Here is a 22,509-nt window from a genome sequence, read left to right as displayed (position 1 = left end):
TAGCTGGAAGGAGGAGTTCCCGGCGTGCGCGGGGAAACCGCTATTGTACCTTGCCCTGCCCTCGTTACCGACCCTCAAATCGGGCGAAAATGGCGCCGCCTCGGCTGCAACCGGCTGCAAACGCCCGTTTTACAGCGACGTGGCGGACCGTGCTGCCTGCTCGTACAGGCCCGTCAGCACCCGCAGCAGGCGCGCCAGCTCGCCAATCTCGGCATTTTCCTCGCCGCTGGGCGAAATATTGCTGGTCAGGCACTGCTCGCGGATCTCGCGGTATCGGGCGCAGGCCTTTTCGCCGGCTTCGGTGGTGGTGTAAGTGACTTCCTTGCCGTTGCGGGTGCCCTCCACCAGGTCCATCCCCTGCAGTTTCTTGAGGGAATACGTCACAAGGTGGGTGTCTTCCACGTTCAGCACGAAGCAGATGTCCGCCAGGCGCTTGGCGCGACCACGGTGGTTGACGTGGTGCACCACCAGCACATCAAGGAAGGTCAGGTCGCGCACGCCGGCGGCGGCCATGCAGCGCACGCACCAGCGGTTGTAGGCGTTGTAGGCCGTGTTGAGCGCAAATTCGAACTCCGACAGCTCGGGGCTTCGTGCCGACACCAAGTGTGACGAAGACACGATCGGCCCGCCCTTCCCTGCATCCTCATTGGCTGCGGATTGCGGCAGATCAGCTTTCGGGGTGGTCGGCGATTTGGACATTGCAACGGGCAGGGAAAGGACCGGAAACGCAGGCTATTGTAAGAGAATAGATCGTCATGTCTGCATGGATAAAAGCGTAGTTGCCATGTCCTCACACCCCACCTGGCGCGAAATCCTGATCGACGGTGCCGTGGCCGCACACACCGGCGCCGACCTGCTCTTCGGAACCGCCGGCATCCGCGCACTGGAAGCGGCGGCTTACCGATCCCTCGAACCTTTCACTCTGATGGCGCGCGCTGGCGAGGCCGCCGCCGATTGGCTACAGACGCGTGCGCCACATGGGCACGTGCTGCTCGTTGCCGGCCCAGGCAACAACGGCGGCGATGCGCTCGTTGCGGCGACGGTGCTGCATTTGGCTGGGCGCGCCGTCACGGTGTGGCTTGCCGCAGACCCGGCCAAGCTGCCGGACGACGCGCGCCGCGCCTGGACGGAGGCTTGTGCGGCCAATGTCCCCATCGAACGCCTGCACGCGACGGCTTCGGTGCCGGCTGCCACCTCAGCCATCGTCGACGGCCTCTTTGGTATTGGACTCGCCCGGCCGCTGAGGGGATTGCATGCGGCGCTGGTCGACACCATCAACGCCAGCGGCTTGCCGGTATACGCACTGGACATCCCCTCGGGGTTGAACGGTGATACGGGCCAGCCGCCTGCCCCGGATTCGCCCGTTATCCAGGCGCGCGCCACCATCACCTTTCTGGCGGTCAAGCCGGGCTTGCTGACGGGGGATGGCCGCGACGCGACCGGGGACATCGCGCTGGCCGACCTGCAAGCCGCGCAGGCCGCTTATGACGGCGTGATTGAAGCGGAGGCGTTCGTCAACACGCCGTCACGCTGGCTCGCGCACGTGCCGCGCCGGCGGCATGCCGGGCACAAAGGCACGTACGGCACTGTGGCAATCGTGGGCGGTGCGGCCGGCATGGTCGGAGCGCCCTTGCTGTCGGCGCGCGGCGCGCTATATCTTGGCGCAGGCAAGGTGAACGTGGTCTCGCTTGCTGCCGATGCGCCACGGGTCGACCCAGCGCAACCTGAATTGATGCTGCGTACCTGGGGCGCACTCGATCTGGGTGGCATGCAGGCGCTGGCTGTGGGCCCCGGCATGGGCACCGGCAAGGAGTCAGAAGCCGCACTCGACCATCTGCTGGACCGCATGCTCTCGGCGCGCACGCCAGCCGTGTTCGATGCCGATGCACTCAACCTCTTTGCGAAAACGCCGGCCATGCTCACGCGCCTCACAAAATTGGCCGGAAGCGGGGTCCCGCTGGTGCTGACACCGCATCCGCTGGAAGCTGCGCGCCTGTTGCATACCGATGCGCACGCCGTGCAGCACGATCGGCTGGCCGCCGCCAAGGCGCTCGTCAATCGGACAGGTGCGGTAGTCGTGCTCAAGGGCTCGGGCACGCTCATCGCTGCGCCAAGCATCTCGCCGGCCATCAACCCAACCGGCAACGGCGGGCTCGCAACGGGTGGTACGGGCGATGTGCTGACCGGCATGATCGGTGCATTGCTTGCGCAAGGCATGGGTGCGCGCGAGGCCGCACTCGCGGCTGTGTGGCTGCATGGCCGGGCCGCCGACGATCTTGTCCTAGCGGGCGTCGGCCCCATCGGCCTGCACGCCAGCGAGCTATGCGCGCCGGCACGACGTGCGCTCAACGCCCTGCTGGCGTCGGACGTTCGCCGATAGAAAGCCGTCATACAGCGCCGTTATACTGCGCATTCGTTTTCCCGCCACAACTTCACGTCATATCCCGCCCGTATGCCCACAGCCCTACCCGCCTGGCAGTCCCTGACGCAACATGCTGAATCGATTCGCGCGACGCATATGCGCAACTGGTTTGCCGCGCCGGACGCCGAGGAACGGGTACGCGCCTTCACGCTTGAAGCGGCAGGTCTGACGGTCGACTACTCGAAAAATCGCATCACCCCTGAGACGCTCGCCCTGCTGCTGCAACTGGCCGACGAGGCTGGCGTGCTCACGCTGCGCGATGCCATGCTGCACGGCGACCGGATCAACAACACCGAGCACCGCTCCGTCCTCCACATGGCCCTGCGCGGGCAAGAGGAAGACGGCTATCGCGCAGACGGCGAGCCCGTCATGCCCGAAGTGCTGCGCGTGCGGGCCCAGATGCGCGACTTCGCCAACCGCGTGCATAGCGGCGCGTGGACGGGCCATTCCGGCCAGCGCATCACGGACATCGTCAATATCGGCATCGGCGGATCGGACCTCGGCCCCCGCATGGTGTGCCGCGCGCTCGACCACCTTGCCGTGCCGCAGGTGCGTGTGCATTTCGTCTCCAATGTCGATGGCACGGACTTGGCCGAAACGCTCGACCATCTGAATCCGGATACCACGCTCGCCATCGTCTGTTCGAAGACGTTCACCACACTCGAAACGATGGCCAACGCGCATAGCATGCGCCGGTGGTTTGTCGAACACGGCGTGGCGGAAGATCAGCTCAAGCACCACTTTGTCGCCGTGTCCACCAACCGCGAGGCCGTCGTGCAGTTCGGCATCGACCCGGACAACATGTTCACGTTCTGGGATTGGGTTGGCGGGCGGTTCTCGCTCTGGTCGGCGGTGGGCCTGTCGATCGTGCTGGCGATCGGGCCGCAGCAGTTTGAAGCGATGCTCGACGGCGCGCGTGCGATGGACCGGCACTTTGCCACGGCCGCGCCGCGCGAGAACCTGCCGCTCATTCTCGGGATGCTGTCGGTCTGGTATCGCGGCTTCTTCGACGCGCCGAGCGCCTGCACCGTGCCCTACTGCGCGCCGCTTGAGCTGCTGACAGACTTCATGCAACAGCTGGAGATGGAGAGCAACGGCAAATCCGTCCAGCGTACCGGCGCAACCATCGATACCGACACCGGCCCCATCGTCTGGGGCACGGCTGGCACCAATGGACAGCATGCGTATTTCCAGCTGATCCACCAAGGCTCGCAGATCGTGCCGGTGGATTTCATCACCACGCTGGAGCCCGTGCGCAGCCTGCCCGGCCACCACGCCAAACTGCTCGCCAATTGCTTCGCGCAGGGCGAGGCGCTCCTGCTCGGCCGCACCGCCGATGAAGTCCGCGCGGGCGGCATCACCGACGAAGCACTCGTGCCGCACATGGTGTTCGAAGGCAATCGACCGAGCACGACCATCCTCATGGAACGGCTCGATGCTGCGTCACTCGGCGCGTTGATCGCCTGCGCCGAGCACCGTACCTTCGTGCAGGGCGCGGTGTGGAACATCAACTCGTTCGATCAGTGGGGCGTGGAGCTTGGCAAGAAGCTCGCCAAGCCGATCCAGGCGGAGCTGGAAGGTGCACCCGCCTCAGTGGCGCACGATGCGTCGACGGCGGCGTTGATCCGCCGCGCCAAATCCGCACTCTGACCGCAAACGTTCAGAGTTCGGTGACGGTCTCGTCGCCGACAAGATGCCCGGCTTCGATGGTGAGAATGCGGCTGCAACGTGCCGCGACGGAGCGGTCGTGCGTCACCAGCACCAGCGTGGAGCCGGCACTGCGGTTGAGTTCGAACATCAGCGCGATCACGGCCTCGCCCGTGGCGGTGTCGAGACTGCCCGTCGGTTCATCGGCAAAGAGAATGTCGGGCTCGGTCACGAACGCGCGTGCCAAGGCCACGCGCTGCTGCTCGCCACCGGACAGCGTCTTCGGATAGTGCGACAGCCGTGCCCCGAGGCCAACGCGCTCCAGCAGAACGGTGGCGCGACGGCGCATTTCGGCGGTGCCGACATCGCCACGCAACTCCAACGGCAGCATCACGTTCTCGAGTGCCGTCAGATGGGGCAGCAGCTGAAAGGATTGGAAGACAAAGCCCACGTGGCTGCCGCGCACGCCTGCACGGCCATCCTCATCCAACTTGAACAGGTCGTTGCCCAGCAGCTTGACCGAACCCGACGTCGGCAAGTCCAGTCCTGCGAGCAACCCAAGCAGCGTCGATTTGCCCGAACCGGAAGCGCCAACAATCGCCAATGTCTCGCCCCTTTCCACACGGAAGGCAACATCGCTCAGAATAGGCAACTCACCGGTGGCATCGCGCACAGTCTTGTGCAGCGAATCGACTTCAATCACCCAGGTAGCGGAAGACGACATGATTGGACTGGTAGGTAGTAGAAGACGCAGCGTGAAGTCACTTGTAGCAGCGCTTGGCTGCGCAGTGTTCGGCATGCTGCCACTCGCGCAGACGGCAGCAGCACAAGGCGCGCCGGCATCGCATCGCGTGGTGGTGCTGGGCGACAGCCTGTCGGCGGGATACGGCCTTGCGCAAGGCACAGGCTGGGTCGCGTTGCTCGACAAGCGCCTCAAAGAACGGAAGCCCGATTATAGCGTCGCCAATGCAAGCATCAGCGGCGACACCACGGCAGGCGGCCGCTCGCGCCTGCCTGCCGTGCTGGCACGCGAAAAGCCCTCGGTCGTGATTCTCGAACTAGGCGGCAACGATGCACTGCGCGGTCTCTCGCTCGCCTCCAGCGAGGGCAACATGAAGGCAATGATCGAAGCCTCGCAAGCAGCAGGCGCGAAGGTTCTGCTGGTGGGCATGCGCATTCCGCCCAACTACGGCCCGGATTACAGCGAGCGCTTCTTCGCCATGTTCGGCAAGCTGGCGCAGCAGTACAAGCTACCGCTGGTGCCGTTCCTGCTGGAAGGCGTTGCGCAACGGCCCGACTGGTTCCAGGAAGACCGCATCCACCCCATTGCCGCAGCGCAGCCGACGATGCTCGATAACGTGTGGCCCAAACTGGAACCTCTTCTCAAGGTCCGGGTCCGAAGATGACGGTTCTGCCGCGCCGTCTTGCGCCATCAGGTACATCGGATTCTTAAGCGGAGCGCGCGGCCTCATCTCACACGGGCGGGCACCATGAAGCTTCTGGCAAACGGGCTGCGAGCAGCGCGCGACAACAAGCGGTTCCTGGTTGGCATGTCGTTGCTCTTTGCCTTCCGCGCCTGCATTGCAGACTGGGCAGTCGTGCCCAGCGGTTCAATGAACCCCACCCTCATCGAGGGCGACTACATCCTGATGAACCGGTTGGCTTATGGGGTGCGCGTACCGGCCACCACCGTCTGGCTCAAACGCGGCAGCGAGCCGCAACGTGGTGATGTCGTGGTCTTTTCCTCGCCCGAAGATGGTACGAAGCTCGTCAAGCGGCTGATCGGTCTACCTGGCGATGTCGTTGAAATGCGCGGCGAAGCGCTCTACATCAATCACCAGCGCATGGCCTATGCTCCGCTGCCAGACGTCGCACCCGGTACGTTGCTGCAGGCAACAGCAACGCTGCCGCACGAACTCTGGTCCGAAGCGCTACCCGGCCGAGAGCACACCGTGATGGTGTTGCCGGAGGTGCGTGCCCTGCGCAGTTTCGGTCCCATCACCGTCCCGCAAGACCACTACCTCATGCTGGGCGACAACCGCGACAACAGCCGAGACTCGCGTTATTTCGGCCTCGTACCGCGCAAGAACCTGATCGCCCGCGCTTCCCACGTGGCACTCTCATTCGATCCGGACCACTGGTACATGCCGCGCCTCGGACGCATCGGCAAGCCGCTGGACTAGTCGCTCCCAAAGAAAGTACGCAAAGAAAAAGCCCCCTCAACATCGAGGGGGCTTTTTTTCGTCAGGCTACCTTCTGCGCGCCGTATCAGTCCTCTGCCGTATTGGCAGGTTTGCTGGCGTCAATCACGTTGCTGTTGATCTTCACCTTCGAGCGCGCCTTCAGTGCTTCGTAGTAGGCATTGAACTCGGTCTGACCGGCGGCCTGAGCCAATTGCTGGGCATCGGCAGCACGGCGCGCCTCGTCCACGTTGGCTGGCGGCAGCACCTTGTTGATGCGATACAGTGCGTAGCCCTGGGCACCAAGGTCCACGCCGATAGTGACCGGCAGTTTGGTCGCATCAGCACGCAGGATGGCCGTCAGTGCAGCAGGCGACGTGCCTTGCGCCTGCTGGCGCGAGACCGTCTGGGCGGCGCTGAAGCCATCGGTGTTGTTGCTCTGCTTCACTGCGGCCAGCTTTTCTTCGCCAGCTTTCTTGGCCAGCGCAGCCGCTTGCTCGGCGATCACCTTGGCTTTGACCTGCTCACGCACGTCAGCCAGCTTCTTGACCGTGGCCGGACGATACTCGGCGACACGCGCGGCAACGAGCGTGGTCGGGCCCACCTGGATGGCGGCCGTATTGCGGTGATTCTTGATCACGTCGTCTGCAAACAGCGCCTTGAGCACCTTGTCGTTGCCGATGGGGCTGCCTGACTGCGCCGGGCTCGGCGTACGGGTCACGTTGTCAGCCGTCTGGATCTGCAGCTTGAGCTTGTCAGCCACCGGCTTCAGGCTGTCTGACTGATCTTCCACGGTGTTGGAGAACGCATCGGCCAGCTCCGAATACTTTTTGTTGGCGAGTTGCGTTCGCAGTTCGCGCTCAAGCTCCGGCTTGACGGCTTCCAGCGGCTGCACACCGCCGCCCTTCACTTCTTCCAGCTTGATGATGTGGAAACCGAAATCGCTTTGGACCACGTCACTGATGTCGCCCGGCTGCTTGAGGGCGAACAGTGCGTTCTCGAACGGCGGCACGGTCGCGCCCTTGCCCAGGAAGCCCAGTTCACCGCCCTGTGCAGCCGAACCCGGATCGCCCGAGTACTTCTTGGCCAGCTCAGCGAAGCTCGCCGGGTTCTTGCGCACCTCGGCAAGCACTTCTTCAGCCTTCTTCTTGGCGGCTTCCTTGTCGGCGGGCTTGGCGTTCTCGGGCAGCTTGATCAGGATGTGCGCGGCGCGGCGTTCTTCCTGCGTCTTGAAGCGCGCAGCGTTCTGATCGTAGTACTCCTTGATCTGCTCAGGCGTGACCGGGATCTGCTTCATCATGTCTTCGCCTGAGAACACGACATACTCGGCCTTGACCTGCTCCGGCACGGAGAACTCCTGCTGGTGCGCGTCGTAATAAGCCTGAATCGCCTTGTCGTCCGCGTTGACCTTTGCAGCGTAGTCAGCCGGCTTGAACAACAGCGCCTGCACTTCGCGTTGCTGATCGCGTACCTGGATGAGGCGCTCCACCAGCGACTTCGGCACGAACGCCGACGATACGATCGATTGCGGAATCTGTTGCTGCGACAGCTCGAAGCGCAGATTGCCTTCCAACTGCTCGGGCGTCATGTTCTGCGCGGCGAGCAGGCGGACGTAGGCTTCCTGATCAAACGAGCCATCCGGCTTGCGCAGCGCTGCCACGGCCGGAATCTGCAGGATCGTATCGCGAATCTTCTCGTTCGAGATGGTCAGGTTTGCACGCACAACCTCATTGGCCAGCACGCGTTGCTGGATGATGCCGTCGAGCACATCGCGGCGCATCTGCGGACCTTCGAACTGGCGCGGATCATATTGCGCACCAAGCATCTGGCGCAGACGCTCTGTCTGCTCGCGCACGCGCGCGTCGACTTCGTTAGTGGAGATGACCTTGCCGTCGACCTTGGCGGCATCATGCGAGCTGTCCATGAAGCTCGAATAGCTCTGCACGCCGAAGAACACGAACGAAGGGAACACCAGAATCAGCAGCACCAGAAACATCAAGCGCCGATGCGTACGTACGAAATCAAGCATGCTGGATCGGAGGTGAATGGAAGATGGAAAATCCGGCGATTCTATCAGGTGCCGCTGACATTCCGGACAATCGCGGCACAGCGTGCAGGCATGACCTGCAAGCATTCGCCGCTGAAAAGACAAAGGCCCGAACGAATCGGGCCTTTGTACAGGATTTGGCGGAGCGGACGGGACTCGAACCCGCGACCCCCGGCGTGACAGGCCGGTATTCTAACCGACTGAACTACCGCTCCAGATTGGGTCGGACCACCCGACGCTGGAGCGGCAATACGAACGATGGTGGGTGCTGAGAGGCTCGAACTCCCGACCCGCGCCTTGTAAGGGCGCTGCTCTACCAACTGAGCTAAGCACCCGTTCGTACTGCCGGCGTGAGCCGGACTGTCCGGCGCCCGCGTTGTCACTCACGAGCACCAAAGCCCGCTAGTTTAGCGCATCTTTCAGCGCTTTGCCAGGTTTGAATTTCGCAACCTTGCCGCCTTCGATCGTGATGGCTGCACCCGTACGCGGATTGCGTCCATTACGTGAAGATCGCTTGCCGACGAGAAACGTACCGAAGCCAACCAGCGTGACCGACCCGCCCTCGCACAACGCATCTTTGATGCCGTCGATCAGCGCGTCGATGGCGCGCCCCGCCGCGGCTTTTGACATGTCAGTTTGCGCCGCCACATGGTCGATGAGATCAGTCTTGTTCATCGTGCCACCTCCCCGAACACCCGCTTAGTGTGGATTTATTAAAGTGGCCGTCAATCGACGTGTCAAGGCGAAGAACGGGGCGCCACACGTCGCAGCCTGCGCAAAGAAAAAGGGCCCGAACATGTCGGGCCCTTCCTCAACCTTGGCAGGCTACGGTGTCAGTGATGCACCATTTCCTGCGACTTGCCGTCGTCGCCCTTGGCGGGTGCCGGCTTGGCTTCTTCTTCCGGCAGCGGCTCCGGCTTGCGCACCAGCGCGAGTTCCAGCACCTTGTCGATCCAGCGCACCGGCTGAATCTCGATGCTGTTCTTCACGTTGTCCGGAATGTCCGCCAAGTCCTTGACGTTCTCTTCCGGAATCAGCGCCAGCTTGATGCCGCCGCGGTGTGCAGCCAGCAGCTTTTCTTTCAAGCCGCCGATCGGCAGCACCTCGCCGCGCAGGGTGATTTCGCCGGTCATCGCCACGTCGGCGCGCACCGGAATACCGGTCAGCACCGATACCAGCGCCGTCGTCATCGCGATACCCGCCGACGGGCCGTCCTTGGGCGTCGCACCTTCGGGCACGTGGATGTGGATGTCGCGCTTCTCGAACATCTCATCCTTGATACCCAGCCGAGCCGAACGCGAACGTACCACCGAGCGCGCAGCCTCAACCGACTCCTTCATCACGTCGCCCAACGAACCCGTGCGGGTGATGTTGCCCTTGCCCGGCATCAGCGCGGCTTCGATGGTCAGCAGATCGCCGCCCACTTCGGTCCATGCCAAACCGGTCACCTGGCCGACTTGGTCTTCCTTACCGGCCAGGCCAAAGTCGAAACGACGCACGCCAAGGAATTTGTCGAGATTGTCCGAATCGACCTTCACCGACGTACCGCCTTCCTTCTTCAGCAGCAGCTGCTTGACGACCTTGCGGCAGATCTTCGAGACCTCGCGCTCCAGCGAACGCACACCAGCTTCCCGCGTGTAGTAGCGGATGATGTCGCGCAACGCGGCTTCGGTCACCTCGATCTCGCCTTCCTTCAGACCATTGTTCTTGATCTGCTTGGGCAGCAGGTAGCGGCGGGCGATGTTGACCTTTTCGTCTTCCGTGTAGCCCGACAGGCGAATCACTTCCATCCGGTCCAGCAACGGCGCCGGAATGTTCAGCGAGTTCGACGTCGCCACGAACATCACGTCCGACAGATCGAAGTCCACCTCGATGTAGTGGTCCTGGAACGTATGGTTCTGTTCCGGGTCCAGCACTTCGAGCAGGGCGGACGACGGATCGCCGCGGAAGTCCGCACCCATCTTGTCGATTTCGTCGAGCAGGAACAACGGGTTGCGCACGCCGACCTTCGTCAGGCTCTGCAGAATCTTGCCCGGCATCGACCCGATGTACGTACGGCGGTGACCGCGAATCTCGGCCTCGTCACGCACGCCACCCAGCGCCATGCGCACGAACTTGCGGTTCGTTGCACGCGCCACCGACTGCCCAAGCGAGGTCTTGCCAACACCCGGCGGCCCCACGAGGCACAGGATCGGCGCCTTCAGCTTGTCCACACGCTGTTGCACTGCGAGGTATTCAAGGATGCGCTCCTTGACCTTCTCCAGACCGTAGTGGTCTTGATCCAGCACTTGCTCGGCGTTCGACAGGTCGTTGTTGACCTTGCTCTTCTTGCGCCACGGCAGACCGACCAACGTGTCGATGTAGTTGCGCACGACCGTTGCCTCGGCCGACATCGGCGACATCAGCTTGAGCTTCTTGAACTCGGACTCGGCCTTCTTCTTGGCCTCCTTCGGCATGCGGGCGGCCTTGATCTTCTTGTCCAGCTCTTCGAGATCGGCGCCCTCTTCGCCTTCGCCCAGTTCCTTCTGGATGGCCTTGACCTGCTCGTTCAGGTAGTACTCGCGTTGGCTCTTCTCCATCTGGCGCTTGACGCGGCCGCGGATGCGCTTTTCCACCTGCAGGATATCGATCTCACCTTCAAGCTGCGAAAGCAGGCTCTCCAGACGTTCGGTCACGTTGAACATCTCGAGAATCTTCTGCTTCTGCTCGAGCTTGATCGGCAGATGCGCGGCGATGGTGTCAGCCAGACGACCCGGCTCATCGATGCCCGACAGCGACGTCAGGATCTCGGGCGGGATCTTCTTGTTCAGCTTCACGTACTGATCGAACTGCGACACGATGGCGCGACGCAGCGCCTCGGTCTCTGCCGATTCAGTGGGTTCCGGGCCGACGGGCACGGCTTCGCAGAAGAAGTGCGATTCGTCGTCGGTAACGGAAAGGATGTTGGCGCGCTGCGTGCCCTCGACCAGCACCTTCACGGTGCCGTCCGGCAGCTTCAGCATCTGCAAAATGTTGGCGATACAGCCGACCTCGTAGAGGTCCTTGTCGGTCGGCTCGTCCTTGGCGGCGGTCTTTTGCGCCACGAGCATGATGCTCTTGCCCGCCTCCATCGCGGCTTCCAGCGCCTTGATGGATTTGGGGCGCCCCACGAACAGCGGAATCACCATGTGCGGAAACACCACCACGTCACGCAGCGGCAACAGCGGCAGGCGAATCTGCTCAGCGGGTAAAAGTTGGGTTCCGGACATTATTTTCCCCAGAAAGTCATGTAAGGGCTAAATTGGGCACAGCGACGGTTTTACAAGACCGCTGCTGCAAGTCGCATGCCGACCCGGTTTCCCGAAGCAAAAAAAGCCGCTCGCGAGCGAACGGCTTCCTGCATGGGATGCATACGGCGCATCCCGGCCGGGCATTCGCGTCAGTTGGAACCTGCAACCTTGGGTTGCTCTTCGTAAATCAGCAAGGGCTTGCCTTCGTCAGAGATCGTACTTTCATCGATCACCACTTTTTGCACACCCTTATGGTTGGGGAGGTCATACATCACATCCATCAGAGCGTGCTCGACAATGGAACGCAGACCACGCGCCCCCGTCTTGCGCTTGATTGCCTTGCGGGCAATTGCCGTCAGCGCACTCGGACGAATTTCCAGTTCCACCCCTTCCATCGCCAGCAGCTTCTGGTACTGCTTGACGATTGCATTCTTGGGCTCGACCAGGATTTCCATCAAGGCAGCCTCGTCGAGCTTGGCCAGCGTCGCCACCACGGGCAGACGGCCGATCAACTCGGGAATCAGACCGAACTTGATGAGATCTTCTGGCTCCACTTGCGGCAGCACTTCGCTGACGTCGCGTTCTTCCTTGCTCTGCACCTCCGCCCCAAAACCGATACCGGTCTTGTCGGAGCGCTGCATGATGATCTTCTCCAGACCATCGAAAGCCCCACCGCAAATGAACAGGATGTTGGTCGTATCCACCTGCAGGAAGTCCTGGTTCGGATGCTTGCGACCACCTTGCGGGGGCACCGACGCCATCGTCCCTTCCACCAGCTTGAGCAGCGCTTGCTGGACGCCTTCCCCGGAAACGTCCCGGGTGATGGAAGGGTTGTCAGACTTGCGCGAAATCTTGTCGATTTCGTCGATGTAGACGATCCCACGCTGGGCCTTGTCTACCTCGTAATTGCAGTTCTGCAGCAGCTTCTGGATGATGTTTTCGACATCCTCGCCCACATAACCAGCTTCGGTCAGTGTGGTGGCGTCGGCGATGACGAACGGCACGTTCAAAAGACGCGCCAGCGTTTGAGCAAGCAGGGTCTTGCCCGAGCCGGTCGGCCCGATGAGCAGGATGTTGCTCTTGGACAGCTCGACATCGTCCTTCTTGCCGAGGTGCTTCAAACGCTTGTAATGGTTGTAAACCGCCACCGCCAAGATCTTCTTGGCCTGCTCCTGACCGATCACATATTGGTCCAGGCTTTGGCGAATTTCATGCGGCGTGGGCAGATCGGACTTGACCGCCAGACCACCTTCCTTTTCGGAGATGGCGGCTTCGTCCCGGATGATCTCGTTGCACAGGTCGATACATTCATCGCAGATGAAGACCGAGGGGCCGGCAATCAGTTTCTTGACCTCATGCTGGCTCTTGCCGCAGAACGAGCAATACAGCAGCTTTTCGCCAGTCGAGCCTTTCTTGTCCGCCATAACGATTACCAGTAGTTCTTGGCAGCATCATACGCCAAATTATCTGGCGACGATCCGCAGGTGTTGTTCAAAGCAAAAACGAGGCGCGAGGCCTCGTTTTTGACACCGCTTGACATGTTTGACGCGGTTAACCGGTGTGCCGTGGAACGCACCGGCAATACCGCCTACCGCGCACATCGACGCATGACTGTGACACTTCAGCGCTTTGCGATGACCTGGTCAATCAGGCCATATTCCTTGGCCTGTTCGCTGCTCATGAAATTGTCACGATCCGTGTCGCGCGCGATCTTGTCGACTGGTTGACCGGTCGCTTCCGAAAGCACAGTGTTCAGGCGCTCACGCAAGTACAGAATCTCGCGCGCCTGGATCTCAATGTCCGAGGCCTGGCCACGTGCACCGCCCAGCGGCTGGTGAATCATGATGCGCGAGTTCGGCAAGGCCAAGCGCTTGCCCTTCGCGCCGGCCGCCAGCAGGAATGCGCCCATGCTGGCCGCCATACCCATGCAAAGCGTGGACACATCCGGCTTGATGAACTGCATCGTGTCGTACATCGCCAGACCGGACGATACCGAACCGCCCGGCGAGTTGATGTACAGCGAGATGTCCTTGTCCGGATTCTCGCTTTCCAGGAACAGCAACTGTGCCACCACGAGGTTGGCAGTCTGGTCGTTGACCTCGCCCACCATGAAGATCACTCGCTCCTTGAGCAGGCGCGAGTAGATGTCGTAGGCGCGCTCGCCGCGGCCAGACTGTTCGACCACCATCGGCACCAGACCAAGCCCCTGCGTTTCGAGCGCGGAAGCCTGGGTACGGGCAAGTTGGTCGATCAGTTCATTGCGGATCATGCGGTTCTCCGGTGCTTATTTCGGAAACTCTATCGATCGAATCAGCCTTGCGCCGGCGTGGCGGTCAGCTCTTCGAACGACACGGCCTTGTCAGTAACCTTGGCCTTGTCGCACACAAAATTTACCACGTTGTTTTCGAGCACGTAGGCTTCCATCTCGGCCAGGCGCTGTTGGTCGCCGTAGTACCAGCGGATGACTTCCTTCGGATCTTCGTAGCTCTTGGCAAACTCTTCGATCTCGGCCTTGATCTGCTCCGGCTTGGCTTCCAGGCCATTGGCCTTCACGACTTCTGCCAGCACCAGGCCCAGCTTCACGCGACGCTCGGCTTGCTGCGTGAACATCTCGGCCGGGATCGGCATGTTCTTGGCGTTCGGCATGCCACGCGATTCGAGGTCACGGCGGGCCATTTCAACCAGGCGCTCCTGGTCTTGCTCGACCAGCGACTTCGGTACGTCCAGCTCTGCCACCTTCAGCAGCGCTTCCATGACTTGGTCCTTGAGCAGCGCGTGCGTGCGGCGCTTGACTTCACGCTCGAGGTTTTCGCGGATGTCGGCGCGCATCTTGTCGAGGTTGCCGTCGGCGATGCCCAGCGATTGCGCGAAGGCTTCGTTGACTTCCGGCAGGTGTGCCCACTCGACTTGCTTGAGCGTAACGGTGAACTCAGCCGTCTTACCGGCGACGTCCTTGCCGTGGTAGTCCTCGGGGAATGCCAGGGGGAATTTCTTCGACTCGCCTTGCTTCAGGCCCAGCGTGGCTTGTTCGAACTCGGGCAGCATGCGGCCTTCGCCCAGCACGAAGCTGAAACCTTCAGCCTTGCCGCCGGCAAATTCCACGCCGTCGATCGTACCCACGAAATCGACCGTTACGCGGTCGCCATCCTGTGCAACCGCTGCACCACCGTCGCCGTGCTCGCCGGCTTCGCCGCGCGGGTGGTAGTGCACGCGTTGCTTGCGCAGGATGTCGAGCGTCTTGTCGATCTCGGCATCGGTGATTTCGGTTTTGGTGCGGGTCAGTTCTGCGCCGGCCAGATCGCCGAGCTTGACTTCCGGATACACCTCGAAGGTGGCGTCGAACGCGACTTGGTCATCGGCCACGCCTTCGGTCTTCAGCTCAAAGCGCGGTTGGCCGGCAACCTTCACGCCCTGCTCGTTGGTGATGTCGAAGAACTGACGGGCAGCCTTGTCGTAGCGGACTTCGAATTCGACCTGTTGGCCGTATTGCTTCTCGACCATCTTCATCGGGACCTTGCCCGGGCGGAAGCCGGACATCTTGACGGTCTTGGACAGACGCGCCAGACGGCTTTGCTTCTCTTGCTCCACTTCGGCCTTCGGGACAGCCAGGGTCACTTTGCGATCAAGCTTGCCGAGGTTTTCGATAGTCGACATGGTCGTAATTCCAGATTCAGAAGATGGTTGCGTCGAACGGCGCAGCGCCAGCAGCAGCCGTGGTTCAAAGTTCTTGGTCTTGCCGGGCTTGCAGGAATGCGGCGCGAGGGCCGCTTCAATGCACAATGCACGGCACAACGGGCGCGTTCAGGCTGGCAAACGCAAAACGCATATTATGGCATGGAACGTTCGGCGGCCCTGATTTTTTGGCTCGGAATGCTTGGAAAACCCTCCAAACGGCGCGTTAGTCCAGCAGTTGCGCAGCTTCGTTTTGGGTGGGTGCAGCGCTCTGCCCTTGCGAGCGTCCATGCTGCAATGCTCGCAAGATAAAACGGCCCGGATCAAGCGCTGCGGCCAGATCCGATTCCAGCGGCAGCGGACCGCCGTCGATCTGGGCCGCCAGCAACTCAGCGCCCAGCACAGACCATGTGAGCCCGCGCGAGCCGTACGCAAGGGCGGCATACAGCCCGCCGAGGCGAGGCAGTTGCGCATGCGGCCCGCGCAAGCGAAAGCCGGGCGCCCTGGCCGCCGCCTCATCCACCAGCGGACCGATCAACGGCAACCGGTTGGCGGAGACGCACCGCACACCAACATATCCATGCAGTTCTGCAGGATTCAGCTTCGCCAGCGCGCCCGATTGCTTTGGCTGCAATCGACCAAGCCGATCGAGGTTAGCCGCGTGATCGGCGACGCGCTCGGCCAGATCGGATTCGCCCGGCTGGAACGACGAGCCTGTACGTACCGTCCTTGCCCCCGCTTCGGCGGGCAGCAGGTAGCCATCGCCGCAAACGACGGCCTTCGGCCAGGCAGCACCCGGCTCCAAGCTGCTGGTGGGCACATCAGTGAGTTGACCGCGCACCGGCTTGAGCGACGCAGATGTCAGCGGAGCCAGGCGTGCGGCACCCAGACTGTTGGCGAGAACGACGACCGGCGCACTCGCAATCACATCGCCTTGCGAATCCAGCGCATGCCATTGATCGCCGTCTTGGCGCAGCGATTCGACGTGCGTATTCCAGCGCGCATCAACTGCGGCGCCGGCAGCGGCCAGATTGGCGCGACAAACATCAGGCGGCGCAACCCAGCCGGCTTGCGCAAACCACCAGCCGCCCTGCGGCACGCTGGCGCCGACACGTCGGGCGGCTTCGTTCACGTCGAGCCAATCGATGTAATCCGTCGGATAGCCGAGCGCTTGCACGATGCGTTGCTGCTCGATAGCGTCGTCGGCATGTTCGGCGAGTTGGAGCACGCCGGTAGGTTGGAAACCTGTGGCGAAGCCGGCGCGATCGAGTGCGTCCCAATGGCGGCGTGCGAGCAGGTTGCCGGTGCGCGAAAGGCGCGAAAGCACGCTGTCGTCGATGGACACATGCGGATGCATGGCCGCTGCGCGATGCGCCGACGTGCCTAGCGCGGGGCCGTCGTTTGCGTCGATGAGGGTGATGCGCCAGCCGCGCGATGCGAGCCGCTCCGCAACAGAGCAGCCTGCAAGCCCCGCGCCGAGCACGATGGCGTGATGCTGGCTCCAGGCGGGCGCTTCAGCCGGTCCGCGCCTGGTGCGCCAATGGGTTGGGAACTGCGCGACCGTCATGTCGCGCTTGGAGCCGAAACCGGGCGCCTTGTGCGCCTCGAAGCCAGCCTCCTGCAGGCCGCGTCGCACGAATCCTGCGGCGGTGTACGTGGCTAATGTCGCGCCGGCACGAGCGACCCGCGCGAGCTGCTTGAACACGCGCGGCTGCCACAGGTCAGGATTCTTGGCTGGTGAGAAGCCGTCGAGATAGAACGCGTCGGCGGCGCACGACAGCTGTGGCAGCGTCTCCATCGCATCACCGAACAGCAGCGTGAGGGTGACGCGACCGCTGTCGAACTCCAGGCGATGCACACCGGGCACCGGCACCGGCCATGATTGGCGGAGCATCTCGGCCAGCGGGGCCAGCGTACCGCTTTTCGGATGCACGGTCGACAAGCCTGCGCGATCGAACGGATGCTTCTCGATCGAGACGAAATCGAGCCGCGCGCAACGCTGCGGATCGTCGCGCCATGCAGCCCACGTGGCCAGGAAATTCAGGCCCTGGCCGAAGCCGGTTTCGACGATAGTGAAGGTGCGCTTGCCCTGCCATGCAGCCGGCAAGCGGTTGCCGCCCAGGAAGACGTGCTGCGCCTGCGCCAAACCGCCTTCGGAGCTGTGATAGACGTCGTCGTACTCTGCGGAGAACGGCGTGCCGTCCGACGTGAGCTGAGGCGTGGCGAGAACGAGGCCGCGTGGCATGAAACACCTTAGAAAGAAGCGGCGAATTGTAACGCCGCCCTTCCCTTGCGCCTTGATCTGAAGCAGTCTGCCTACCGTCTTTCCCCGGAGGCCGGGTCGGCCAGACTCACCGGCTGCACGATCATTGGATGCTTGGTTATCGCGGCCGGATAAGCGTACGGTTTGCCCCCCCAAGCCGGTCTCTACAGCGCTGCCAGTCCATACATGAGGGCGTCGGACAATACCTCTGCCGGGTCCGATAAATGCCAATCCAGAAGGGTGCGCTAGGAATTGGCGAGGAGCAGCAAGATGGCGCTAGACCCGATCGTCCGGGGACCGGCGCTGCCAAGCCATGAAGGCAACCGCCAGCGCGGCCACAGACAGGCCGATTGCCAGCCCAGTCAACCTCCCAGCGCGACGGGCCTCATCGGCTTGGCGGCGCGCTTCAATGGCCTGGCGCACCGTTTCCCAGAAGGCCTCGCGATGCTCGTTCTCGTCAAAAATGGACATGGCACGCTTCCCCGTTTCGTATGGCTTGCCTTGCCATCGTAGGGAACGCCCGGCTGGTCTGCCACCGCACGTTTCGTGTAGGACACGGTGTCAGCCATTACTCAAACGGCAGGCAGCGGCTTACGCCCGGGGCCGTCGAGGGGTCGAGCGATCTCGGCATCGCCTTGCCCGAGGTCCATTGCATCTGCGCGTTCGGCGGTGGACAGCTCGTCCGCGCGATAGCCCGTGCGGTTGAGCAGCACCAGCGTGCATGCCAGCGACACCAGCGCATACAGCGCCGAGGACACCGCCACACCCACGATATTGCCGCTGCTGTTGAGCATCCACTGCGCAAACACGGGCGTGCCGCCCCCCACCACAAGCGAACACAGCTGGTACGCCAGCGACAGTCCCGTGTAGCGAATGCGCGTCGGGAACACGCGCGCCAGAATGCCGCCGATGGCACCGTAGAACATCGAATGCGGAATCGTTGCCAGGCACATGCCGAGCAACGCAATCCAATACACCTTGGTCTCGATGGCAAAGAACATCACCGGCATGAGCAGGAATTCCGGCAGCACCATCAGGCAGATCGCACGACGCATGTCCATGCGCGAAACCAGCCATGCACCGATTGGCTGCATGATGAACTGCACCACCAACGCAATCGCGATGATGCCGAGGAAGGTGTCCTGCGCGTAGCCGAGCTCCTTCGTGGCCCACGCGAGCGCGAAATTGCTCTTCAGGTACGTCACGTGAATGAGCGGCAGCGTGCCAGCACCCAGCAGCACGAGGCCCCAATGGTCACGCACCACTTCTTTGAGTGGCAGTTTGACGGTCTTCTTCTGTGCCAGCACGCGCTTCATGTCATCCGACTCGTCCAGCTTCAGGCGGATGACCATGCCGACAATCACCAGCAGCGCCGACAGCAAGAAGGGCACGCGCCAGCCCCACAGCATGAACTGCGGTGTCGGCAATGCGCTCAGCGCAAAGAACACCAGCGTTGCAAGCAGATTGCCCGTGGGCGAACCCTGCTGCGCAAATGCCGAGTACAGAATGCTCTTGCGCTTGGGTGCGCTTTCGCTGGCGATCAGCACTGCACCGCCCCACTCGCCGCCCACGGCCACGCCCTGGATCACGCGCAGCACCACCAAGCCCACCGGCGCCCACATGCCGATCTGCGCATAGCCCGGAAGCAGGCCAATGCCCATCGTCGCCACGCCCATCAGGATGAGCGTGATGATGAGTGTGGTCTTACGGCCAATCTTGTCGCCCAGATGGCCAAAGATGATCCCGCCGATGGGCCGCGCCGCAAAGCCCGCCCACAACGTGACGAACGACAGCAGCGTGGCGATGCCCGGGTCCAGCGTCTTGGAGAAGAACACCTTGCCGAAGACAAGCGCGGCAGCAAGGCCGTAGATGTAGAAGTCGTACCACTCGATGGTGGTGCCGATGAATGCGGCCACCGCGGCACGGCGCGGCTGCAGATTTGCGGCCGCGTCGGTCTGGGGCGCAGGCTGATGAGGCATGTTGGTCTCCTTGGTGGTACTGCCGGTTTGGCGAAGCCTCTGCTGGGCTGTCTGCCTTGTTGTGGTGAACCTGGGTTACTTCATTTCAAAACGCCAGCCTGAAACAAGCGCTGCCGGGTGTCTGCGTCAATGCCCAGCGAAGCCAGCACGGCATCGGTATCGGCGCCGAGCGCAGGCGGCGCGTTGCGATACGTAGCCGGCGTGCGCGACAGCTTGATCGGCGAACCGGTCCCGCGGTACTCGCCCAGTGCGACCACCATCTGCCGGTGCAGCGTATGCGGATGGCGCGCCACCACATCGACGCTCAACACGGGCCCGCAGGGTACGCCGCCATGGATCAGGTCTTGTGCAAGCGTCTCGCAGTCGAAGCGTGCCAGTTGTGCTTCCAGCGCGTGCTTCAGCTCCGGGCGATGCGCGCAGCGGCTGCGGTTGTCTGCGAAGCGCGCGTCGTGCGCCAATTCCGGCGCGCCGATATGCGCGCACAGCTTGGCGAACTGGCGATCGTTGCCCACCGCCAGAAAAATCGGCGCGGTGCCGGTCTGGTAGCTGTCGTACGGGGCAATGTTCGGGTGCGCATTGCCGCTGCGCTGCGGCACCTTGCCCGAACCGAAGTAGTTCGGCAGATGCGGATGCAGCAGCGATACGCCGCAGTCATACAATGCAATGTCGATGGATTGGCCATGCCCGCTCTTTTCACGCTCCGCCAACGCGAGCAGGATGCCTGCGAGCGCGTTGAGCCCCGTCACCATGTCGACGATCGGCAGGCCGACACGCATCGGGCCGCCATCGCGCTCGCCATTGACGCTCATCAGGCCAGCCATGGCCTGGATGGCGGCGTCGTAGCCGGGCAACCCACCGAGCGGGCCGTCAGGGCCAAAGCCGGAAACGGCGCAGTGGATCAAGCGCGGAAAGCGCGGTTGCAGGTCGCGCTCGAAATCCATGCCCCAGCGGGCGAGCGTGCCAGGCTTGAAATTCTCGACCAGCACATCGGCGTCTTCCAGCAATTGCCAGAGCACGGCGCGGCCCTCTTCGTTCGACAGGTCGACCGAGATACCGGACTTGTTGCGGTTGACGCCGTTGAAGTACCAGGCGGTATCGCTCTCGTCGAACGGCGGGCCCCAGGTGCGGGTTTCATCGCCAACGGGCGGCTCCAGCTTGATGACCTGCGCGCCGTGATCGGCGAGTGCCTGCGTGCAATACGGACCGCCGAGCACGCGGCTCAGGTCGATGACCTTCAGGCCGTGCAATGCGCCGTGGATTGTGCTCATTGCACGTCTCCGGTCGGCAACGCCTGCATGGCCAGGGCAAATGACACCTCGCGCTGTTTGACGAGCGCATCACACAGCAGCGCATCATCGTTCTCGGGCAAGGCCAGCGGATCGACCGGCAGCAGCTTGTGACGCAGCACCAGATGCGCAAGCGCCAGCCGGCGATGGTCCGGCGCCAGACGCACGCCTTCCACCGCCATGAAGATGGCCGTGGTGATGTGATACAGCGCAGAGCCGGCCTGACGCACCAGTTCGTCGCTGCCGTCTTCAGCCACCTTGGCAATTCCACCGCATACGCGGTCGAGCGTGGCGCGCAGCAACGCATCGCTCTGCGGCGGCAGCGTGACGCCATCGAGCATGCCGATGAGATAGGCGCGCAACGGCTCCAACGCGCCTTCGCGCTTCACAGCGCGTGCAATGTCAAGCGCGACGATGTTGCTCGTACCCTCCCAGATGGAGCCCAGATGTGCGTCACGCACGAGGCGCGCATCGCTCCACTCTTCGATGTAGCCGGTACCACCGCGTACTTCCATCGCGTCTCCGGTTACGCGGCGCGCGTCGCGGCAAGCGCGGAACTTGATGAGCGGTGTCAGGATGCGCACGCATTTGGCGGCCTGCGCATCACCTGCATCTGCCAGCGGCAGCCGTTGCGCGATCTGCATGAACATCGAGCGCGCCTGCTCCGTCGGCAGCAACATCTTCAGAAGCTGGCGCTGCATCAGCGGCATGTCGATCAGCTTGCGGCCGAAGGCTTCACGGTTGCGCGCAATGTGCAACGCTTCGGTCGTGGCGCGGCGCATCAGGCCGGCAGCGCGCACGCCGTTCGACAGCCGCGACATGTTGATCATGTCGGCCATCTGGTGGAAGCCTCGGCCGATCTCGCCGATCAGGTATGCGGCGGCGCCCTCGAGCACGATCTCGCCGCTGGCCATCGAACGAGTGCCCAGTTTGTCTTTCAGGCGGACGATGCGGTAGTGGTTGCGCGAGCCGTCGGGCAGCGCCTTGGGCAACAGGAACAGCGCCAGACCGTTGATGCCGGATGGCGCACCGTCCGGTCGGGCGAGCACCATGGCGAGATCGGCATCGGCGTTGGAGCAGAACCATTTGTCACCGTACAGCCGCCAGGTTTGCGTGCCGTTGGGGGCGGTTTCCAAGGCGGCGCGCGTGGCGATTCGGGCGACGTCCGACCCGGCCGCCTGCTCGGTCATGAACATCGCGCCCTGGTACAGCACATCAAAGTCGCGCGAAGCCAGCATCGGCAGGTAGCGCGCCACGACTGCAGGATCGCCAAACTTGCGCAGCGTGCGCGTGAGCGAATCCGTCATGCTGACCGGGCAGCACAAGCCGAACTCCGCCTGCACGAACAGATAGGTGAGCGCGTATTTGACCAGCGGCGGCGGTGCGTTGCCGACATGGCTCATGGATGCGAGACCTAGCTCGGCATAGGCCACGCGCTCCAGCGCAACGTAATCGGGGTGCTTGTCGATGCTCTGCACGGGCTCGCCGCGACGGGTGCGGTGGCGTAGCTGGGGCGGGTTGTGATCGGCGCTGAGGGCCCAGGCGTCGAGTTCGTCCGAGGCGCGCTGGCCGAGCGACTTGAGCTGGGGCTCCAGCTCGCGGTATCGGGCGTCGCCCAGGTATAGCCGCAAGAGGCGCCCGAGGTCCGGATCGACGTGAAAGAAATTGATGCCCAGGCTGTCGGGGATATTTTGATGGCCGCCGGGATGGGTCGTAAGCGGCTCGCGGGCGATGTCGTTCATGC

At 62.9% G+C, this 22,509-nt stretch carries 17 protein-coding genes and 2 tRNA genes; 4 read left to right on the top strand and 15 right to left on the bottom strand.

The genetic code is table 11. The annotated features are described in order from the left end of the window. Positions 1-129: 129 nt before the first annotated feature. Entirely contained in the window at positions 130-699 is a 570-nt protein-coding gene (locus ACTJK4_RS16555) for a winged helix DNA-binding protein (protein WP_004626997.1), read from the bottom strand. Between the two features lie 85 nt (positions 700-784). On the opposite strand from ACTJK4_RS16555, the gene ACTJK4_RS16550 reads away from it, so the two are divergent. Further along, entirely contained in the window at positions 785-2,380 is a 1,596-nt protein-coding gene (locus ACTJK4_RS16550; protein ID WP_260802422.1) for an NAD(P)H-hydrate dehydratase, read from the top strand. Positions 2,381-2,452: 72 nt separating this feature from the next. Further along, entirely contained in the window at positions 2,453-4,072 is a 1,620-nt protein-coding gene (gene pgi, locus ACTJK4_RS16545) for a glucose-6-phosphate isomerase (protein ID WP_440818420.1), read from the top strand. A 10-nt stretch (positions 4,073-4,082) separates the two neighbouring features. On the opposite strand, the gene ACTJK4_RS16540 is transcribed toward pgi, so the two are convergent. After that, complete coding sequence (locus ACTJK4_RS16540; protein ID WP_260802420.1) at positions 4,083-4,793, bottom strand: ABC transporter ATP-binding protein; 711 nt, start codon at positions 4,791-4,793, stop codon at positions 4,083-4,085. Between the two features lie 73 nt (positions 4,794-4,866). Between ACTJK4_RS16540 and ACTJK4_RS16535 the strand changes: the two genes are divergently transcribed. Next, on the top strand, positions 4,867-5,475 hold the full coding sequence (locus tag ACTJK4_RS16535) for an arylesterase (protein WP_280928276.1): 609 nt from the start codon (positions 4,867-4,869) through the stop codon (positions 5,473-5,475). 84 nt (positions 5,476-5,559) lie between these two features. Further along, positions 5,560-6,252, top strand: a complete 693-nt coding sequence (lepB, locus tag ACTJK4_RS16530; RefSeq protein ID WP_440818419.1) for a signal peptidase I — start codon at positions 5,560-5,562, stop codon at positions 6,250-6,252. A gap of 85 nt (positions 6,253-6,337) precedes the next feature. On the opposite strand, the gene ACTJK4_RS16525 is transcribed toward lepB, so the two are convergent. From ACTJK4_RS16525 to ACTJK4_RS16465, 13 genes are all read right to left on the bottom strand, one after another. After that, entirely contained in the window at positions 6,338-8,278 is a 1,941-nt protein-coding gene (locus ACTJK4_RS16525) for a SurA N-terminal domain-containing protein (RefSeq protein ID WP_440818418.1), read from the bottom strand. A 156-nt stretch (positions 8,279-8,434) separates the two neighbouring features. Then, positions 8,435-8,511 (bottom strand) — tRNA-Asp (locus ACTJK4_RS16520). 44 nt (positions 8,512-8,555) lie between these two features. After that, positions 8,556-8,631 (bottom strand) — tRNA-Val (locus tag ACTJK4_RS16515). Between the two features lie 67 nt (positions 8,632-8,698). Next, complete coding sequence (locus tag ACTJK4_RS16510) at positions 8,699-8,971, bottom strand: HU family DNA-binding protein (protein ID WP_012762050.1); 273 nt, start codon at positions 8,969-8,971, stop codon at positions 8,699-8,701. A 158-nt stretch (positions 8,972-9,129) separates the two neighbouring features. Then, complete coding sequence (lon, locus tag ACTJK4_RS16505) at positions 9,130-11,544, bottom strand: endopeptidase La (protein WP_232042883.1); 2,415 nt, start codon at positions 11,542-11,544, stop codon at positions 9,130-9,132. A gap of 170 nt (positions 11,545-11,714) precedes the next feature. Further along, a complete protein-coding gene (gene clpX, locus ACTJK4_RS16500) occupies positions 11,715-12,989 on the bottom strand; it encodes an ATP-dependent Clp protease ATP-binding subunit ClpX (protein ID WP_009238059.1) in 1,275 nt (424 codons plus the stop codon). Between the two features lie 197 nt (positions 12,990-13,186). Further along, entirely contained in the window at positions 13,187-13,834 is a 648-nt protein-coding gene (gene clpP / locus ACTJK4_RS16495; RefSeq protein WP_024975598.1) for an ATP-dependent Clp endopeptidase proteolytic subunit ClpP, read from the bottom strand. 41 nt (positions 13,835-13,875) lie between these two features. Further along, the gene (gene tig, locus ACTJK4_RS16490) at positions 13,876-15,219 is read right to left on the bottom strand and encodes a trigger factor (protein ID WP_092970246.1); all 1,344 of its coding nucleotides are present in this window, start codon (positions 15,217-15,219) and stop codon (positions 13,876-13,878) included. A gap of 244 nt (positions 15,220-15,463) precedes the next feature. Beyond that, positions 15,464-17,482 carry a bifunctional tRNA (5-methylaminomethyl-2-thiouridine)(34)-methyltransferase MnmD/FAD-dependent 5-carboxymethylaminomethyl-2-thiouridine(34) oxidoreductase MnmC gene (gene mnmC, locus ACTJK4_RS16485; protein WP_440818417.1) on the bottom strand — a complete coding sequence of 673 codons (2,019 nt, stop codon included), beginning with the start codon at positions 17,480-17,482 and terminating at the stop codon, positions 15,464-15,466. Between the two features lie 294 nt (positions 17,483-17,776). Continuing rightward, positions 17,777-17,971: a hypothetical protein gene (locus tag ACTJK4_RS16480; RefSeq protein WP_316871226.1), complete on the bottom strand. Its 195-nt coding sequence runs from the start codon at positions 17,969-17,971 to the stop codon at positions 17,777-17,779. Between the two features lie 101 nt (positions 17,972-18,072). Continuing rightward, the gene (locus ACTJK4_RS16475) at positions 18,073-19,479 is read right to left on the bottom strand and encodes an MFS transporter (protein ID WP_440818416.1); all 1,407 of its coding nucleotides are present in this window, start codon (positions 19,477-19,479) and stop codon (positions 18,073-18,075) included. An 80-nt stretch (positions 19,480-19,559) separates the two neighbouring features. Beyond that, positions 19,560-20,747, bottom strand: a complete 1,188-nt coding sequence (locus tag ACTJK4_RS16470; RefSeq protein WP_440818415.1) for a CaiB/BaiF CoA transferase family protein — start codon at positions 20,745-20,747, stop codon at positions 19,560-19,562. Further along, positions 20,744-22,507 (bottom strand): acyl-CoA dehydrogenase family protein, encoded by a 1,764-nt coding sequence (locus ACTJK4_RS16465; protein WP_440818414.1) that lies wholly within the window; start codon positions 22,505-22,507, stop codon positions 20,744-20,746. The genes ACTJK4_RS16470 and ACTJK4_RS16465 overlap by 4 nt, the downstream gene beginning before the upstream one ends. Between the last annotated feature and the right edge of the window lie 2 nt (positions 22,508-22,509).

Source organism: Ralstonia sp. 22111 (assembly GCF_052045895.1).
GTDB classification, from domain to species: Bacteria; Pseudomonadota; Gammaproteobacteria; order Burkholderiales; family Burkholderiaceae; genus Ralstonia; species Ralstonia wenshanensis.
The sequence above is the reverse complement of the archived record's forward strand: the minus strand, read 5'-3'. Positions and strand labels throughout refer to the sequence as shown.

Excerpts from the sequence above, each read along its gene's own strand:
- lepB (WP_440818419.1), top strand. The coding sequence starts at position 5,560 with ATGAAGCTTCTGGCAAACGGGCTGCGAGCAGCGCGCGACAACAAGCGG.
- tig (WP_092970246.1), bottom strand. The coding sequence starts at position 15,219 with ATGTCGACTATCGAAAACCTCGGCAAGCTTGATCGCAAAGTGACCCTG.
- clpX (WP_009238059.1), bottom strand. The coding sequence starts at position 12,989 with ATGGCGGACAAGAAAGGCTCGACTGGCGAAAAGCTGCTGTATTGCTCG.
- pgi (WP_440818420.1), top strand. The coding sequence starts at position 2,453 with ATGCCCACAGCCCTACCCGCCTGGCAGTCCCTGACGCAACATGCTGAA.
- ACTJK4_RS16525 (WP_440818418.1), bottom strand. The coding sequence starts at position 8,278 with ATGCTTGATTTCGTACGTACGCATCGGCGCTTGATGTTTCTGGTGCTG.
- ACTJK4_RS16480 (WP_316871226.1), bottom strand. The coding sequence starts at position 17,971 with ATGTCCATTTTTGACGAGAACGAGCATCGCGAGGCCTTCTGGGAAACG.
- clpP (WP_024975598.1), bottom strand. The coding sequence starts at position 13,834 with ATGATCCGCAATGAACTGATCGACCAACTTGCCCGTACCCAGGCTTCC.
- ACTJK4_RS16535 (WP_280928276.1), top strand. The coding sequence starts at position 4,867 with ATGCTGCCACTCGCGCAGACGGCAGCAGCACAAGGCGCGCCGGCATCG.
- ACTJK4_RS16475 (WP_440818416.1), bottom strand. The coding sequence starts at position 19,479 with ATGCCTCATCAGCCTGCGCCCCAGACCGACGCGGCCGCAAATCTGCAG.
- ACTJK4_RS16510 (WP_012762050.1), bottom strand. The coding sequence starts at position 8,971 with ATGAACAAGACTGATCTCATCGACCATGTGGCGGCGCAAACTGACATG.
- ACTJK4_RS16465 (WP_440818414.1), bottom strand. The coding sequence starts at position 22,507 with ATGAACGACATCGCCCGCGAGCCGCTTACGACCCATCCCGGCGGCCAT.
- ACTJK4_RS16550 (WP_260802422.1), top strand. The coding sequence starts at position 785 with ATGTCCTCACACCCCACCTGGCGCGAAATCCTGATCGACGGTGCCGTG.
- mnmC (WP_440818417.1), bottom strand. The coding sequence starts at position 17,482 with ATGCCACGCGGCCTCGTTCTCGCCACGCCTCAGCTCACGTCGGACGGC.
- ACTJK4_RS16555 (WP_004626997.1), bottom strand. The coding sequence starts at position 699 with ATGTCCAAATCGCCGACCACCCCGAAAGCTGATCTGCCGCAATCCGCA.
- lon (WP_232042883.1), bottom strand. The coding sequence starts at position 11,544 with ATGTCCGGAACCCAACTTTTACCCGCTGAGCAGATTCGCCTGCCGCTG.
- ACTJK4_RS16540 (WP_260802420.1), bottom strand. The coding sequence starts at position 4,793 with ATGTCGTCTTCCGCTACCTGGGTGATTGAAGTCGATTCGCTGCACAAG.
- ACTJK4_RS16470 (WP_440818415.1), bottom strand. The coding sequence starts at position 20,747 with ATGAGCACAATCCACGGCGCATTGCACGGCCTGAAGGTCATCGACCTG.